The organism is Ghiorsea bivora (genome assembly GCF_000744415.1).
In the GTDB taxonomy this organism is placed as follows: Bacteria; Pseudomonadota; Zetaproteobacteria; order Mariprofundales; family Mariprofundaceae; genus Ghiorsea; species Ghiorsea bivora.
Genome location: NZ_JQLW01000001.1, coordinates 66,742 through 84,274, shown reverse-complemented (window position 1 = coordinate 84,274; position 17,533 = coordinate 66,742). Strand labels below are relative to the sequence as shown.

The 17,533-nt window shown below is 43.6% G+C and carries 15 protein-coding genes and 1 tRNA gene; all 16 read left to right on the top strand.

Annotated features, from left to right (window positions below; translation table 11 throughout):
* On the top strand, window positions 1–405 hold a 405-nt coding region (locus DM09_RS00425), incomplete at its 5' end, for an EF-Tu C-terminal domain-related protein (protein WP_038246612.1).
* 74 nt (window positions 406–479) lie between these two features.
* Complete coding sequence (gene rpmG / locus DM09_RS11260) at window positions 480–632, top strand: 50S ribosomal protein L33 (protein ID WP_081881019.1); 153 nt, start codon at window positions 480–482, stop codon at window positions 630–632.
* A 14-nt stretch (window positions 633–646) separates the two neighbouring features.
* Window positions 647–722, top strand: a tRNA-Trp gene (locus tag DM09_RS00420).
* A gap of 47 nt (window positions 723–769) precedes the next feature.
* Complete coding sequence (secE, locus tag DM09_RS00415; protein WP_038246610.1) at window positions 770–958, top strand: preprotein translocase subunit SecE; 189 nt, start codon at window positions 770–772, stop codon at window positions 956–958.
* Entirely contained in the window at window positions 959–1,489 is a 531-nt protein-coding gene (gene nusG, locus DM09_RS00410; protein WP_038246609.1) for a transcription termination/antitermination protein NusG, read from the top strand. It begins immediately after the preceding gene.
* Window positions 1,490–1,601: 112 nt separating this feature from the next.
* Window positions 1,602–2,030 carry a 50S ribosomal protein L11 gene (gene rplK, locus DM09_RS00405; protein WP_038246607.1) on the top strand — a complete coding sequence of 143 codons (429 nt, stop codon included), beginning with the start codon at window positions 1,602–1,604 and terminating at the stop codon, window positions 2,028–2,030.
* Window positions 2,031–2,033: 3 nt separating this feature from the next.
* Window positions 2,034–2,720 (top strand): 50S ribosomal protein L1, encoded by a 687-nt coding sequence (gene rplA, locus DM09_RS00400; RefSeq protein ID WP_038246606.1) that lies wholly within the window; start codon window positions 2,034–2,036, stop codon window positions 2,718–2,720.
* A 178-nt stretch (window positions 2,721–2,898) separates the two neighbouring features.
* Window positions 2,899–3,414 carry a 50S ribosomal protein L10 gene (gene rplJ, locus DM09_RS00395; protein ID WP_038246604.1) on the top strand — a complete coding sequence of 172 codons (516 nt, stop codon included), beginning with the start codon at window positions 2,899–2,901 and terminating at the stop codon, window positions 3,412–3,414.
* A gap of 56 nt (window positions 3,415–3,470) precedes the next feature.
* Window positions 3,471–3,851 (top strand): 50S ribosomal protein L7/L12, encoded by a 381-nt coding sequence (gene rplL, locus DM09_RS00390; RefSeq protein WP_038246603.1) that lies wholly within the window; start codon window positions 3,471–3,473, stop codon window positions 3,849–3,851.
* A 140-nt stretch (window positions 3,852–3,991) separates the two neighbouring features.
* Window positions 3,992–8,095, top strand: a complete 4,104-nt coding sequence (gene rpoB, locus DM09_RS00385) for a DNA-directed RNA polymerase subunit beta (protein WP_081881018.1) — start codon at window positions 3,992–3,994, stop codon at window positions 8,093–8,095.
* 2 nt (window positions 8,096–8,097) lie between these two features.
* Window positions 8,098–12,276, top strand: a complete 4,179-nt coding sequence (rpoC, locus tag DM09_RS00380; RefSeq protein WP_038246601.1) for a DNA-directed RNA polymerase subunit beta' — start codon at window positions 8,098–8,100, stop codon at window positions 12,274–12,276.
* A gap of 78 nt (window positions 12,277–12,354) precedes the next feature.
* A complete protein-coding gene (locus DM09_RS00375) occupies window positions 12,355–13,392 on the top strand; it encodes a rod shape-determining protein (protein WP_038246600.1) in 1,038 nt (345 codons plus the stop codon).
* Window positions 13,389–14,183 carry a rod shape-determining protein MreC gene (gene mreC, locus DM09_RS00370; protein WP_038246597.1) on the top strand — a complete coding sequence of 265 codons (795 nt, stop codon included), beginning with the start codon at window positions 13,389–13,391 and terminating at the stop codon, window positions 14,181–14,183. Before DM09_RS00375 ends, mreC begins: the two co-directional genes overlap by 4 nt.
* Window positions 14,173–14,604 carry a hypothetical protein gene (locus DM09_RS00365; RefSeq protein ID WP_157753569.1) on the top strand — a complete coding sequence of 144 codons (432 nt, stop codon included), beginning with the start codon at window positions 14,173–14,175 and terminating at the stop codon, window positions 14,602–14,604. The genes mreC and DM09_RS00365 overlap by 11 nt, the downstream gene beginning before the upstream one ends.
* Window positions 14,588–16,378, top strand: coding sequence for a penicillin-binding protein 2 (gene mrdA, locus DM09_RS00360; protein WP_038246595.1), 1,791 nt, complete (start codon window positions 14,588–14,590; stop codon window positions 16,376–16,378). The genes DM09_RS00365 and mrdA overlap by 17 nt, the downstream gene beginning before the upstream one ends.
* Window positions 16,375–17,478: a rod shape-determining protein RodA gene (gene rodA, locus DM09_RS00355; protein WP_038246593.1), complete on the top strand. Its 1,104-nt coding sequence runs from the start codon at window positions 16,375–16,377 to the stop codon at window positions 17,476–17,478. Before mrdA ends, rodA begins: the two co-directional genes overlap by 4 nt.
* The last annotated feature ends 55 nt before the right edge of the window (window positions 17,479–17,533 follow it).

Here is a 17,533-nt window from a genome sequence, read left to right as displayed (position 1 = left end):
ATGTTCCGTAAGCTTTTGGATCGTGGTGAAGCAGGCGACAACATTGGCGCATTGTTACGTGGTACCAAACGTGAAGACGTTGAGCGTGGTCAAGTATTGGCTAAGCCTGGTTCAATCACACCACACACTGAGTTCAAAGCTGAAGCATATATTTTGAACAAAGATGAGGGTGGTCGTCACACGCCATTCTTCGACGGTTACCGTCCACAGTTTTACTTCCGTACAACTGACGTGACTGGTTCTGTTAAGTTGCCTGAAGGCACTGAAATGGTAATGCCTGGCGATAATGTCGCTATGGACGTAACATTGATTACACCAATCGCAATGGATAAAGAACTTAGGTTCGCTATCCGCGAAGGTGGACGCACAGTTGGCGCTGGCGTTGTAACTGATATTAACAAGTAATTAAGGTTAAAAAAACGGTAGGCGACTGCGGAGGAATCTGCAGTCGCCTTTGCTGTTTGGTAGAGGTAAATAAAATGCGTGAACTATTATCATTGGCATGTGAAGATTGTAAGCGTCGTAACTATACGACGGATAAGAATAAACGTACGATGACTGAAAAGTTAGCGTTGAAAAAATATTGTAATTCTTGCCGTAAACATACACTTCATAAAGAAAGTAAAGTTTAAGGTCAGGGTGAGATAGGCGAGTAGCTCAATTGGTAGAGTACCGGTCTCCAAAACCGGGTGCTGTGGGTTCGAGTCCCTCCTCGCCTGCCATTTTTTACCGTTTGAAGTAGTAAAGTTTCTTTGTAGAGGTTGGTAACATGGGTCGTATCGCAGATACACAAAAATTTATACGCGAAGTTCAAATTGAGGCTAAGAAAGTGGTTTGGCCTGAGCGTAAAGAAACGATTCAAGCTACTTTGATGGTGTTTGTAATGGTGGTGATTATTTCCATCTTTTTATACGGTATTGACTCGCTGTTAGGTTGGCTTGTTCAGAAGGTGATATAAATGGCAAAACAATGGTATGTGGTTCAGGCGTATTCGAATGCGGAAGATAAGGTTGTTGCAGCTTTAACTGAGAATATTGAGCGAGCGGGTCTTCAGGATTTGTTTGGTCAGATTATGGTTCCTAGAGAGGAAGTGGTTGAGTTACGCGATGGTCAAAAGGTTATTAGTCGCCGCAAGTTTTTTCCGGGTTATGTTTTGGTTGAAATGGAGCTGACGGATGAGACTTGGCATATTGTGAAGTCTACACAGCAGGTTACTGGTTTCTTGGGTGGTACGGGTAAACCGCGTCCTATGCCTCAGAAGGAAGTTGATCGTTTGTTGCATCAGATTGAAGAAGGTGTTGAACGTCCTAAGCCAAAAGTATTGTTTGAAGTTGGTGAGGCTGTTCGCGTTATTGACGGCCCGTTTGCTTCGTTTAACGGCTTGGTTGAAGAAGTGGATGAGAATGAGGCGAAGTTGAAGGTAAGTGTTTCAATTTTTGGTCGCCCTACGCCTGTTGAGTTGGAATACTTCCAAGTCGAAAAAGCTTAAAAGTTATGGCCTGGCAAGGATGCTGGGTTTTACCGCGTTTGCGGGAGTGGTTGAATAATCACGAATAAAGATAGATAAGCACGATGCTTTGAAATCGGTTGGAGAATGTATAATGGCAAAAGTATTAGAGAAGCTTGTAAAGCTTCAGGTTCCTGCAGGTAAAGCAAACCCTGCCCCACCAGTTGGTCCTGCATTGGGTCAAGCTGGTCTGAATATCATGGAGTTCTGTAAAGCGTTTAACGCCAGAACGCAAGAAATGGAAGCAGGCATGCCGCTTCCTGTTGTGATTTCAGTATATAAAGATAAATCATTTGATTTTGTTATCAAGACACCACCTGCATCAATTTTATTGATGAAAGCTGCGAATATTAAAAAAGGCAGTGGTGAGCCGAACAAAAATAAAGTTGGCACAGTAACCCAAGCGCAATTAGAAGAAATTGCACAAGCAAAAATGGTTGATTTGAACTGCTATGATGTAACAGCAGGTGCAAAAATCATTGCTGGTACCGCTCGTTCTATGGGTCTAGAGGTCAAGGGATAAGTCATGGCAAAGTTAACGAAACGTATGAAAGAAGCGCGTAACTGCGTTCCTGAGAACAATGTAAGTGTTAAAGAAGCGCTAGAAGCAATTCTGGCACAACCTAAAGCGAAATTTGATGAGTCTGTTGATGTTGCAATCAAATTGGGTGTAGACCCACGTCACGCAGACCAAATGGTTCGTGGTACAATCGCATTGCCAAACGGCACTGGTAAAACTGCACGTGTTGCGGTATTTGCTAAAGGTCCTAAAGCTGAAGAAGCTGAAAAAGCGGGCGCAGATATTGTAGGTGCTGAAGATTTGGCTGAGAAAATCCAAGGTGGCTTCATGGACTTTGACCGTGTTGTGGCAACACCAGACATGATGGGTCAAGTGGGTCGTTTGGGTCGTGTGTTGGGTCCTCGTGGTTTGATGCCAAACCCTAAATTGGGTACGGTAACTATGGATGTGGCTAAGGCTGTTGCAGCGATCAAATCGGGTCAAATTGAAGTGCGTGTAGATAAAGCAGGTGTGGTTCATGCGCCTGTTGGCCGTTGTTCTTTTGATGCTGAAAAACTTAATGAAAATGTTGAGTTTTTGATTTCAGAATTGAACCGTATGAAACCAGCATCTGCTAAAGGTCGTTATATGCAAAGTTTTGTACTTTCTGCGACTATGGGTGCAGGCGTACGCGTGGACTTGGGTACACTTTAATAAGAATTGGTATGCACCGCTTCCTGGGAAGCGGTGCATACAACAAGTTAATCGCATTATGTGATTAAAGAACGATCCGTCCCAGACTACAGGCGCATTTATTTGCTTAATCATGAAAGCCAGTACAGATGGAGTGATAGCTCACTTGCGCGGGTCAAAAATAAGCAAGGAGGTAGAAGTGAATCGGGGAAACAAACAAACTATTGTCGAAGAACTTCATACTGCTTGGTCGGAGTCAGACTCTGCTATTGTTGCACAATACAGTGGTCTGAATGTATCTGCTATGGGTGACCTAAGAAGTCGCTTGCATCATGCAAATGTTAATTTACGTATCGTAAAAAACACATTAGCACGTCGTGCAGCAAAAGGTACAAGTGTCGAAGCAGCTGAAGAATTTTTCACCGGTCCTGTTGCAATTGCATATGGTTCAGACCCAGTGGGTATGGCCAAAGCAATTTCTGACTTTGCCAAAGAGAATAAAGCCTTAGAAATTCGTGGTGGTGTTCTTGATGGAAAAGCGATTGATGCAGCGGGTATCAAAGCATTGGCGAGCTTACCATCGCGCGATGAATTGTTGGCTAAGATGTTGGGCAGCATGCAATCACCGATCAGTGGTTTCGTACGTACTTTGAACGAAATTCCGGCATCATTTGTGCGGACTTTGGCAGCAATACGCGACCAAAAAGAAGCATAAATACAAACCGTATTTATTTTTATAACTAATAAAAAACGCAAGAGGAAACAATTAAAATGGCTATTACAAAAGATGATTTAATCACAGCAATCGAAACTATGTCAGTACTTGAACTTTCTGAGTTGGTATCTGCATTGGAAGAAAAATTCGGCGTATCAGCAGCAGCTCCTGTAGCAGTAGCTGGTGTTGCAGCAGCTGGCGGCGACGCTGGAGCAGCGGAAGAACAAACTGAGTTCGACGTTGTATTGACTGCAGCAGGCGAAAAGAAAATTCAAGTAATCAAAGCTGTTCGTGAAGCAACTGGTCTTGGTTTGAAAGAAGCTAAAGCAGTCGTTGACGGCGCTCCAGGTAACGTGAAAGAAGGTCTTTCTAAAGACGACGCTGAAGCTTTGAAAGCAAAACTTGAAGAAGCTGGCGCAACTGTAGAGTTGAAATAATTAGCGCATTGCGCTTTTTGATTCACGCGTAATTGAAGGCTAATCCCTTAGTAGTTTACTGCTAAGGGTTTGGTCTTTTTCGCGTTTTAGTTTGAGATTGAAAGAAAGATAAGATTTATAAGAAATATTGAGGTCAACACATGGGCAAACAAGCTATTGTTAAACGTATCCGCAAGAATTTTGGTAAAATTGATTCGGTTACACAGATGCCAAATATGCTGCAACTCCAATTGAGTTCATACAGTGAGTTCGTTGGTGTAGGGCAGGGTTCTACAGATATTGCAGGTTCGCGTTTAGCAACTGTATTTGCGTCAGTGTTCCCAATTCGTGATTACTCAGGTGGTGCAGAGCTTCATTTTGAAGGCCTTGAATATATGGCACCTCGCTACGACCTTGAAGAGTGTATTCGTCGTGATATTACTTTTGCTTTGCCGGTGAAAGTGAAGCTCCGCCTTAAGGTGTTTGAGCAAGATGGCAGCAAAGGCAAGAAAAGAAAATTAAAAGAAGTACGTGATCAGACTGTATACATGGGTGAAATTCCTTTGATGACGGATCATGGCTCATTTGTTATTAATGGTACGGAACGTGCTATTGTTTCACAAATGCATAGATCTCCAGGTGTGTTTTTCGACCATGACCGTGGTAAAACGCATGCTTCAGGTAAGCTGTTGTTTAAATCAAGAATTATCCCCTATCGTGGTTCTTGGTTAGATTTTGAATTTGATGCTAAAGACAAGTTGTATTTCCGTATTGATTTACGTCGTAAAATGACAGCTGGTATCTTGCTTAAAGCTTTGGGCTTAAGTACACAAGATATTTTGGATCATTTCTACAAGCGTCGTACATACCAAATTACCAAAGATGGCTATCAAGTGAAATTTGATGCTGATTTATTTTTGGGTAGCCGTGCTGTGCGTGACATCGAAATTGATGGCAAACGTATTGTTGCCGAAGGTAAAAAGATTAACCGTGTAGCGATTAAAAAGCTAAGCGAAGCTGGTGTGGAATGGTTGGATGTTCCTGAAGAAAATGTATTGGGTGAAGTAACAGCTCAGCCTGTGATGTTGGCAGGCGATGAAATGTTGATGGATGCTAACCATGAGTTAACTGAAGAGTCATTGGCAGCATTGCGTACAGCAGGTGTTGAAACTTTTGAATGTTTGTTCATTGATGCATTCCATAGGGGTCCTTGGTTGGCCGATACATTACGTATGGATATGGTGCAGTCTAAAGAAGAAGCACAAGTTGAAATCTATCGTATGATGCGTCCTGGTGAACCACCAACTGTGGAAACAGCAAAAGCATTGTTTGAATCTATGTTCTTTGACAAATCACGTTATGACTTATCACGTGTTGGGCGGATGAAGTTAAATAGCCGCCTGAACATTTCTGATGATGATGTGCCTTTGGATCAAGGTACGTTGCGTGTTGACGATATTCTTTTATCTGTTGATACATTATTGAAATTGCGTGATGGTATTGGCGAAGTGGATGATATTGACCACTTGGGTAACCGTCGCCTTCGTTCTGTTGGTGAGTTGTTAGAAAACCAAATTCGTATTGGCTTGATTCGCATGGAACGTGCGATTCGTGATCGTTTAAGCACGGCTGAAATTGCAGAAATGATGCCTTCTGACTTGGTAAATTCTAAACCTTTGATTGCCTCTGTTCGTGAGTTCTTTGGTTCATCACAATTATCACAATTCATGGACCAAACCAACCCATTGTCTGAAGTAACACACAAGCGTCGCCTTTCGGCACTTGGCCCTGGTGGTTTATCGCGTGACCGTGCTGGTTTTGAAGTACGTGACGTACATCCAACGCATTATGGTCGTCTATGTCCAATTGAGACACCTGAGGGACCAAACATTGGTTTGATTAACTCATTGTCTTCTTTTGCTAAAGTGAATGATTTTGGTTTTATTGAAACACCATATCGTAAAGTTGAAAAGGGTAGTGTGACCCGTGAAGTAGTGTATTTGTCAGCCATTGATGAAGCAGGACTAATCATTGCCCAAGCCAATGCTAAAGTGAATGATAAGGGTGAGTTTGATGCCGCGTTTATTCAGTGTAGGCAAGATGGCGAATTCTTGATGGTGCCACCTGAAGAAATCGATTATATGGATGTATCACCATCACAAGTGGTATCTGTTTCAGCTGGTTTGATTCCTTTCCTTGAGCATGATGATGCGAACAGGGCATTGATGGGTTCAAACATGCAACGTCAAGCCGTGCCTTTGGTGCGTGCTGAGAAACCACTTGTGGGTACAGGCATGGAAGCTGAAGTGGCACGTGACTCTGGTGTGTCAGCAGTTGCACGCCGTGGTGGTGTGGTTGAGCGTGTGGATAGCTCGCGTATTGTTGTGCGTGTTCATGATGATGAACAAGTTGAAGGCGAGCCTGGTATTGATGTATACCGCTTGTTTAAATACCGTCGTTCAAATCAGAATACATGTTTTAACCAACGTCCGATTGTGAAAGTGAATGATGTGATTGGTAAAGGCGATATTATTGCTGATGGTCCATCAACGGATAGGGGTGAGTTGGCACTTGGTCGTAATGTACAAGTAGCATTGATGCCTTGGCGTGGCTATAACTTCGAAGATGCGATTGTGATTTCTGAGAAACTGGTGAAAGATGATGTGTACACATCCATTCATATTGAAGAGCTTACATGTACAGCACGTCAAACCAAGTTGGGTGATGAAGAAATCACCAGTGATATTCCAAATGTAAGTGAAGATGCACTGCGTCATTTGGATGAGTCTGGTATTGCGTATGTCGGTGCAGAAGTAAAACCAGGTGATATTTTGGTGGGTAAAATTACACCAAAAGGTGAAAGCCAATTGTCACCTGAAGAAAAATTATTGCGCGCCATTTTTGGTGAAAAAGCATCGGATGTTAGGGATTCGTCATTGCGTGTGAAACCTGGTGATGAAGGTGTGGTGATTGATGTTCAAGTATTTACACGCCGTGGTGATGAAAAAAATGACCGTGCCAAATCCATTGAAGAAGCATCGGTTGAGCAGCTTTATACGGATAAAGAAGATGAACGTCGTACTTTAGAAGAAAATGTTCGCTCTCGTTTGCAAGCACTATTGGCAGGCAAAAAAGCGGTGACTGTGAAAGGTTTGAATAAGGGTGATACTATTCCTGATGATCACTTATCCTCATTAACCGTAAAAGACTTGTCTACGCTTTCTGTGGAAGATGACGATATCAACACACAAGTTGCTTCAATCCTAAGTAATATGGATACAGAACGTGAACGTTTAGAAACACGTTTTGAAGAAAAAGTTGCTAAAGTTCGTGAAGGCTCTGAATTAAAACCAGGTGAACTTACCGTCGTTAAAGTATTTGTTGCGGTGAAACGTAAACTACAACCGGGTGATAAAATGGCGGGTCGTCATGGTAACAAAGGTGTGATTTCGGTGATTGTACCTGAAGAAGATATGCCTTATGCCGCAGATGGTCATGCTGTTGATGTATGTTTGAACCCATTGGGTGTACCATCACGGATGAATATCGGTCAGATTTTCGAAGTGCATATGGGTCATGCAGCCAAAGAGTTGGGTCGTCGTTTGGATGAAATGGTGAGAGCAGAAGTTGCTGTTGAAGAGCAGCGGGAGTTCTTGTTAGAAATTTATGAAGGTGATGACAAGGCTTGTGCATCCATCAAAAAAATGGGCAGCAAAGATATTGAAGGCCTTGTAGAAACACTGAAAGGTGGTGTGCCGATTGCCACACCAGTATTTGATGGTGCTAAAGAAGCTGATATTGACAATATGTTGAATTTGGCAGAAGTAGAAGCTGAAGGTCAAATGGTTCTGTATGATGGTTATACAGGTGAAGCATTTGATAGACCAGTCACTGTGGGTCAAATGTATATCTTGAAACTGCATCACTTGGTGGATGAGAAAATTCATGCCCGTTCGACTGGCCCTTACTCATTGGTTACACAACAACCCTTGGGTGGTAAAGCGCAGTTTGGTGGTCAGCGCTTTGGTGAGATGGAAGTATGGGCATTGGAAGCGTATGGTGCATCTTATACCTTACAAGAAATGCTTACTGTTAAAGCCGATGATGTTCAAGGTCGTACGAAGATGTATGAGTCCATTGTTCGCGGTGAAATGACGTTTGAAGCAGGTATCCCTGAATCATTCAATGTGATGGTCAAAGAGATGAATGCTTTGGGTATTGATATGTCCATGGTCAAGAAACCAAAAGAAGGTGAAGGAGAATAATCATGCAAGAATTATTTAAATTATTCCAAAAACCAAGTCGTGTTGAAGACTTTGATGGCCTTCGTGTTGGTTTGGCCAGCCCTGAGAAAATCCGTTCATGGTCTTATGGCGAGGTTAAAAAACCTGAAACCATCAACTACCGTACATTCAAACCGGAGCGTGATGGTTTGTTTTGCGCAAAAATCTTTGGTCCGATTAAAGATTACGAATGTTTGTGTGGTAAATACAAACGTTTGAAACATCGTGGTGTGGTTTGTGAGAAATGTTCGGTTGAAGTGATTCAATCGAAAGTTCGTCGTGAACGTATGGCACACATTGATTTGGCTGCACCCGTTGCACATATCTGGTTTATGAAATCATTGCCTTCGCGTATTGGTTTGATTTTGGATAAAACCTTAAAAGAACTTGAACGCATCTTGTATTTTGAATCTTATGTGGTGCTAGATCCAGGGCTAACCAGCCTTGATCAATACCAATTGCTTTCAGAAGAAGAATATATCGAAGCTTTTGAAGAGTATGGTGAAGAGTTCCGCGCAGCCATGGGTGGTGAAGCTTTACGTGAAATGTTGAAAAACATTGACCTTGAAGAAGAACGCCAATCATTACGTGCACAAATTGCAGCGACCAAAGCTGTAACCAAATTAACAAAACTTACCAAACGTTTGCAAACCATTGAAGCCATGGTGGGTTCAGGTAACCGCCCTGAGTGGATGATTATGGAAGTGATTCCTGTGTTACCACCAGAAATTCGTCCATTGGTTCCTTTGGATGGTGGTCGTTTTGCCACTTCTGACTTGAATGATTTGTATCGTCGTGTGATTAACCGTAATAATCGTTTGAAACGTTTGTTAGAGCTTAACGCACCAGAAATCATTACACGCAATGAAAAACGCATGTTGCAAGAATCTGTAGATGCATTGTTTGATAATGCGCGTCGCTCTAAACCCATCGCTGGTAACAACCGTCGTCCGCTTAAATCATTGTCTGATGTGATTAAAGGTAAACAAGGTCGTTTCCGTCAAAACTTGTTGGGTAAACGTGTAGATTACTCAGGTCGTTCGGTGATTGTGGTTGGCCCTGAGCTTAAACTGCATCAGTGCGGTCTACCTAAGAAAATGGCTTTGGAATTATTTAAACCATTTATCTATCACAAGCTTGAAGTGCGTGAGTTGGCATCAACCATTAAACAAGCACGCAAACTTGTAGAGCAAGGTATTCCTGAAGTTTGGGATATTTTGGCAGAAGTGATTCATGAACATCCTGTGATGCTTAACCGTGCACCAACATTGCATAGATTGGGAATTCAAGCCTTTGAACCCATTTTGATTGAAGGTAAAGCGATTCAATTGCATCCATTGGTTTGTACTGCGTTCAACGCCGACTTTGACGGTGACCAAATGGCAGTTCACGTACCGCTTTCAACAGAAGCACAAATGGAAGCACGTGCATTGATGATGGCATCGAACAATGTGTTGTCACCAGCTACGGGTAAACCTGTGATTGTACCTACGCAAGATATGGTGCTTGGTATTTATTACTTAACACGTGAGCGCCCTTTTGAAAAAGGTGAAGGCACAATTTTTGTTTCACCTGATGAAGTGCAACGTGCTTATGATGCAGGTTCTGTACATATTCATACGCGTATCACATGCCGTATCCGTGGTGCTCGTGAGGAAACCACAGTGGGCCGTGCTATTCTTTCAACTATTTTACCGGAAGAACTACCTTTTTCTAGCATCAACCGTGTGTTGGGTAAAAAAGAGTTGGCTAATCTTATTGAGCAATGTTTTGTGGCAGCAGGTAATAAAGCAACAGTATTGCTAGCAGACCGTTTGAAACATTTGGGTTATACCTTTGCAACGCGTTCTGGTGCTTCGTTCTGTCTTGGGGATGTAATTATTCCTGAGAATAAAGTAACCATGGTTGAAACCACTGAACAAGAAGTGCAAGACGTACAACAGCAGTATAGAGATGGTTTGATTACTGCTGGCGAGCGTTACAATAAGGTAATCGATTTATGGACCAACACCACTGAAAAAGTGGCTCGTGCTATGATGGATAACTTGCAAACTGAGCAAGTAATGTCTCCAGATGGTAAGAAAACAGAATCGATGACCACATTTAACTCAGTTTATATGATGGCTGACTCGGGGGCACGTGGTTCCGCACAGCAAATTCGTCAGTTGGCGGGTATGCGTGGTTTGATGGCAAAACCTGATGGTTCGATTATTGAAACACCGATTACGGCAAACTTCCGCGAAGGTTTGACAGTATTACAATACTTCATCTCTACCCATGGTGCACGTAAAGGTCTTGCCGATACTGCACTAAAAACTGCAAACTCAGGTTATCTAACACGTAGGCTTGTTGATGTGGCGCAAGACTCTGTGATTCGTGAACAAGACTGTGGTACTGCTACAGGCATTACGATTTCTGACCTGGTTGATGGTGGTGAAGTGATTGAAGCGATGTCTGAGCGTGTGCTTGGACGTGTATTGCTTGAAGCAGCGGTTGACCCATTATCAGGTGTAGAAATTGCTGCCGCTGGTACCATGATTAATGAAGACTTGGTTGAGAAAATTGAAGCTTCAAATATTGAATCATTGCGTATTCGTTCAGTGCTTACTTGTGAAGCAGACGAAGGTGTTTGTGCCACTTGTTATGGTCGCGACCTTGGACATGGTACACCTGTAGGCATGGGTGAAGCTGTGGGTGTGATTGCAGCACAATCCATTGGTGAGCCAGGCACACAGTTGACCATGCGTACATTCCACGTGGGTGGTACGGCATCACGTTCGACTGAAGCGGCATCTGTTGAAGCAAAATATAATGGTACGATTCAACTTGAGCATGAAATTGTGGTAACGGATACCCAAGGCGCTGAAATTGTGATTAACCGTCATACAGAATTGTTGGTGATGGATGCAGGTGGTAAAGAAGTTGAACGCCATCGTATTCCTTATGGTGCACGTTTGTTGGTTAAATCAGGTGATGAAGTTGCCCAAGGCAAAACATTGGCTGAATGGGACCCATACACCATGCCATTGATTGCAGAAGTCGACGGTAAAGTTCGTTATGTTGATATTGAAGAAGGCAAAACAATTCGTGAAGAAGTGGATGAAGTAACAGGCATGTCTAGCCGCGTGGTTATTCAAGGCTCTGATGCAGGTTCTGCTGCATTGCGTCCACAAATGCAATTGGTTGATCCGAAGAATCCTGATGATGATCCTATTGTGATTGCACGTACCAATGTTCCAGCACGTTATTTCTTGTCGCCAGGTGCGATTATGAACCGTGAAAATGGTGAAGAAGTTCGTGCCGGTGATGTATTGGCTCGTATTCCTAGGGAAACATCGAAAACCAAAGATATTACGGGTGGTCTGCCACGCGTGGTTGAATTGTTTGAAGCACGCAAACCGAAAAACTTGGCATTTATTGCAGGCGCTGATGGTACGATTGTGTTTGGTAAAGATATTCGCGGTAAACGCCGTATTTATATCGAACCCGATGATGGTGGCGATGCGATTGAGTATCAAATTCCTAAAGGTTCACATATCAGTGTACAAGAGGGTGACCGTGTACGTCGTGGTGAGCGTTTGATGGAAGGTTCACCTGCACCGCATGACATCTTAAAAGTATTGGGTGTGGAAGCATTGTCGAAATACTTAACCGATGAAGTGCAAGAGGTTTACCGTTTGCAAGGCGTGAAAATTAACGACAAACACATTGAAGTGATTGTACGTCAAATGATGCGCCGTGTGCAAATTATGGATCCAGGTGCTTCGACTTATGTGGCTGGTGAACAAGTTGAACGTAAACAGGTGATTCGTTTGAATCGTAAACTTGAAGCTGAAGGTAAACCACCTGTTGTCTTTGAACCTGTATTGCTTGGTATTACCAAAGCATCGTTGAACACTGAATCCTTTATTTCTGCGGCATCGTTCCAAGAAACGACACGTGTGATTACTGAAGCAGCCTTGGCTGGTAAGGTGGATTGGTTAACAGGTCTGAAAGAAAACGTAATTCTTGGTCGTTTGCTTCCTGCGGGTACGGGTATGGCAGTGCGTAATGCACCGAAACCCAAGCAAGATGATGATGACGAAGTTGTGGCTGAGGTCACGGAAGTGGATGTGGAAGTGGTTGAAGCTTCAACAGAAGCCGGTGTCCAAGACGAAGCATAAAACAAAAAAGGCACCTGAGGGTGCCTTTTTTATGATTTCATGAAAGAGTGCGGCATTGTAAAGTTGGTGAGGTGAAACATGATTCAGAAACTCTTTGGAATGTTTTCAAGAGATATATCGATCGACTTGGGCACAGCCAACACGCTGATTTATGTGCGTGGTGAAGGTATTGTGTTGAATGAACCATCTGTGGTTGCCGTCTATGAAGGTGGCGGCCCAAAAAACCGTCGTGTTTTGGCAGTAGGTGAAGATGCCAAACGTATGCTTGGTCGTACACCTGATTCGATTCGTGCAATCCGTCCACTTAAAGATGGTGTGATTGCAGATTTTGTTGTTACCGAAGAAATGCTTAAACAATTTATTCGCAAAGTGCATAAACGTTCATGGGGCATTGCACCACGTATTGTGATTTGTGTGCCTTATGGTTCAACGCCTGTTGAACGTCGCGCCATTCGTGAATCAGCCTTGTCAGCCGGTGCCCGCCAAGTGTTTTTGATTGAAGAGCCGATGGCTGCGGCGATTGGTGCAGATTTACCTGTGACTGAAGCTAATGGATCGATGGTGGTGGATATTGGCGGTGGTACAGCTGAAATTGCAGTGATTAGTTATGGCGGCATTGTGTATTCTAAATCCGTTCGTGTCGGTGGTGATAAGTTTGATGATGCGATTATCAATCACTTGCGCCGTAAGTACAGTTTACTTGTGGGGGCGCCAACAGCAGAGCGTATTAAGATGACATTGGGTAGTGCGTGTGCGCAAGAAACACGCTGCGAAATGAATGTGAAGGGTAGAGACTTAATTAATGGTGTACCTAAAAACTTATTATTAGATGACTCTGATATTTTAGAAGCCTTGATTGAACCAGTGAATTCTATCGTAGAAGGTGTCAAAATATGTTTGGAGCAAACACCACCTGAATTGTCTGCTGATATTGTAGACAAGGGTATTGTGCTTACAGGTGGCGGTGCTTTACTTACAGGTTTAGATACACTGTTACGTGATGAAACAGGCTTGCCCGTTACAGTTGCAGAAAACCCTTTGCATTGCGTTGTTTTAGGCAGTGGCAGAGTGCTTGAGGAACTCGATAAAATGCGTGGCGTTTTATTTGAAGAATGAATGAAAACTTTCGTATAAAATATAAAGTTGCCCACTTTTGGTGGGCAGTTGCGTTTTTATGCATTGTGGTTTTATCGTTTCAATTCCCCGTTGGTCAAAAACTTAATATTGCGGCAGCACCGTTGATTCATATGGTGCAAACCCCTGTGCGTTGGTTGCATGATTTATCATTGTGGTTTGATTCGTCTAGCGCGTTACAACAACGGGTGTTAAATTTACAAGAAAAAGTTGATAAACAAGCATCCCTGCGCCAAATCTTAGCGACGGTTAAAGCAGAAAATAAGCAGCTAAGGCGTTTATTAAAGGTTACTCAACTTGATGGTTATATTTGGCAGGTTGTACCCGTGGTGAGTCGCAGCCAAGAAGAAAAAAGTCGGCGTTTGATGGTGCAGGCATCGGGTATACATAAAGATGATATTGTGGTGTCCCATGAAGGTTTGGTGGGGCTGGTTGATGAAGTGGATGCAGAATATGCTGTGGTGCGCACTATTCTTGATGCATCCATTGCTGTACCTGTAACCAAGGCGGGTACTCAGATGGCAGGTTTAGTGCGTGGTGACGGTGAGCATCTGCTTGTTGATTTTATACCAAGAGCCAAGGCCCCGAATGTTGGTGACCTCTTGGTGGCGAGTGGTGCAGGCGGTGTTTTCCCCGTAGGTTTACCTGTTGCTGTGGTTGAAAAGGTAAAAGCTGTAGCTGGTGGGGTATTTGTTGAAGTGATTGCCAGCCCTGTTGCATATTGGCAACGTGATGCGTGGTTGGCCATTGCAAGTAAACATCATGAACACTGAGAAGATGCTTATACCATCAGTCTTGCTGAGTGCGTTTGTAGGTCTGATATGTACAATGGCTTTCTCAGGTGATTGGAGCCAGCCAGATTGGAGTTTGGCATTATTGCTGGCGGTGTTGCTAAGTAAACCACAAACCTGGATTTGGCTTTTGCCAAGTGTAGGTCTGCATGATTTATTTTTATATTGGTCGGTATGGGGGGTGTTCCCCTTTACGATTCTTTCAGCAATTCTTATTTTTTATACAGACAAGAAAATCGGGCCGGGTCAACCACAGCGATGGGCTGCACTGGTGTTGCATATTTATGCCTTGTGGTTGACAGGTCTGGATGATTTCAGTTTATTTCTTACCTTAAGTTTAAGTGTTTGGTTGTGGTTTGTGTTTTCATCAAGCAGAGAGAAGGTCTATGTGGAACCAGCTTGAGGTTCGCCAGCGTTATGATCAACGCATTTACATATTTATGGTGTTGCTCGTCTGCCTAATGCTGTTGTTGTTGGGGCGAATGATTCAATTGCAGTGGGTACAATACTCAAAACATTTTACACAGTCTGAAGATAATCGAATTCATATTTCTCCAGTATTACCAACGCGTGGTATTATGATGGATAGGTTTGGACAAGGTCTGGCTGTTAATGAAGTATCGTATAAAATCACCTTGGTTCCCGAGCGTGTGGAAAATTTAACATCAGTTTTTTCTTCACTGCAACAATTGTTAGGTTGGTCAGACAAACAAATTCAACGCATGCAGAAACGCGTTCATCGCGCACGTTCTGACAGGGCTGTTTTGCTCATGGACCAATTGACATGGTCAACCGTTGCACCACTTGCGGCGCGTTTACACAAGTTTTCTGGCGTGGATGTGGTGGCAGGTACCCATCGCTATTATCCGCATGCGATACAAACATCACACATGGTAGGTTATTTATCTCTGGTTCGAGATGTGGACATTAAAGAAGGATACTTGCGTATGGAATATGTTGGACGCAGTGGCCTTGAGCGTATTTTTGAGAAACGGTTGCATGGTCATTTGGGTTATAGGCATGAAGAAGTGGATGCCAAAGGTCGGCGGGTAGCGTTATTAAAGACAATTGCTCCCATTACAGGTGAGAATATTCAGCTAAGCTTAGATGTGGAATTGCAAAATGTAGCTGCCAAAGCATTGGGCAAACGAACGGGTGCTGTGGTGGTGATGGATGTTCATACTGGAGAAGTATTAACGTTATTGAGTCAGCCTGGATATGATAGTAATAAGTTTATAACGGGGCTTGAAACAGCACAGTGGAATGCATGGCTGAATGATGTGCAGCGCCCGCTTTTAAACCGCACAACGCAAGCTGCGTATCCACCCGGGTCGACTTTTAAGATGATACCGAGCTTTGCAGGTTTAGCCCAAGGTTTAAAATTGGCAAGGGGCTCAACCCAATGCCCAGGTTATATTGAGCTTGCCGACCGCAAAATTCGCTGCTGGAAGAAACAAGGGCATGGTCATGTTGATATGCATGATGCACTTGTTCACTCTTGTGATGTATATTTTTATGAAATGGGTGATGCACTGGGTATGAGTCGGTTAACCCAAGAAGCCAAGATGTGGGGGTTTGGAGAACGAACCGGTATTCATTTGCCACCTGAATCTAAAGGTCTTTTGCCCAAAGAGCGACCTGGTATGGGGAGAAGAAGCTGGTACCGTGGAGAAACGATGATTACAGCTATTGGACAAGGTGCAGTGACAGTAACACCTATACAGATGGCAAGGTTTGCGGCTGCTATTGCTAATGGTGGTAAGATTTTACGACCTTTGGTGGAGAAGAATAAACCGATACATGTTGTGCGAACACTAGATATTAAAGCAAGTCATTTAAAAATAGTGCGTCAGGCGATGCGTGATGTGGTTGCAGACCCGAGAGGCACGGCTCACCGCGCATTATCGCGCGCAAAATGGACGGTTGCAGGCAAAACGGGTACGGCACAAGTGGTGATGATGGCAAATGATGAAGCAAGAACATCATCGGATGCGGCGAATCATCAAGATCACGCCTGGTTTATGGGTTATGCGCCTTTTGAAAACCCTGAAATTGCAATAGCAGTATTTGTAGAGCATGGCGGGCATGGTGGCAGTTCTGCGGCGCCTGTCGCACGTGCGGTTATCGATGCTTGGGCAGAAAAACAGCGTGTTATTCATGAGCAGGTTAGCCCATGAATATATTTCAGCGCTTAGACCGTGTGTTACTTTTGTGTTTACTGTCTCTTGCCGTGATTGGGATGGCAACGTTATATGGGGCTGTGCATGCTGGAGATTTATCCATTTGGTATAAGCAGGGGGTATACTGGCTGCTTGGTATTGGGGCATTTACAGCGATGTGTTTTATTCCGATTCGTATGGTGGGTATGTTGGTATGGCCTGTATATTTGTTCGCTTTGTTGATGCTGATGTTGGTACCCTTTGTGGGGGATGTGCAAATGGGGGCAAGGCGTTGGATTAACTTGGGTTTTGCCAATATTCAACCATCAGAGTTGATGAAGTGGGCGCTGGTCTTACTTTTGGCTTATTGGTTTGCGATGCGTGAAGCATCATCTTTGAGAGCGCTTGGCGCTGCTTTAATGTTTGTGGGGGTGCCAGCAGGTTTGATTGTGATTCAGCCTGATTTAGGTACAGCGTTAGTGTTGTGTTTGGCGGCTTCAGCGATTATTTTGATGGCAGGTTTCCCTTGGAAGTGGTTTTTAGGTCTAGTGGCAGTTAGCCCTATCGCACTCTATGTTTTGTGGCACAATATGTTGGACTATCAAAAGGGCAGAGTGCTGAGTTTTCTTAACCCCGAGTTGGACCCTTTAGGTAAAGGTTATCATGTGATTCAATCATCTATTGCCATTGGTTCAGGGGGCATTTTTGGTAAGGGTTATCTTGAAGGAAGTCAGTCACGGTTACACTTTTTACCAGAGCAACACACCGATTTTATTTTTGCCGTGTTGGCAGAGGAAGGTGGGCTGATGGCATCATCGGTATTGTTTTTGTTGTATGGGGTTTTGATAACACGAATATTAACCATTGCACTTCGTGCGCATAGCCGTTTTGCAGGTTTAGCATGTGTGGGTATAGCATCTATCTTTACATTATATGTTTTTGTGAATATTGGTATGGTTTCAGGCATGTTGCCTGTGGTTGGCGTGCCTTTACCCTTTATTAGTTATGGTGGATCTGCGCTATTAAGTATGCTGGTAGCCCTAGGGCTTGTGATGCGGGTAGCCATTGAATCCGATGGGCAAGTCAGTTGGCAACGCCCGACAAGTCCCTTAACTTGAGCCTTATTGATGGCTTGACGCTAGATAACAATCGTTTATGCTTTGTCTAGATAAA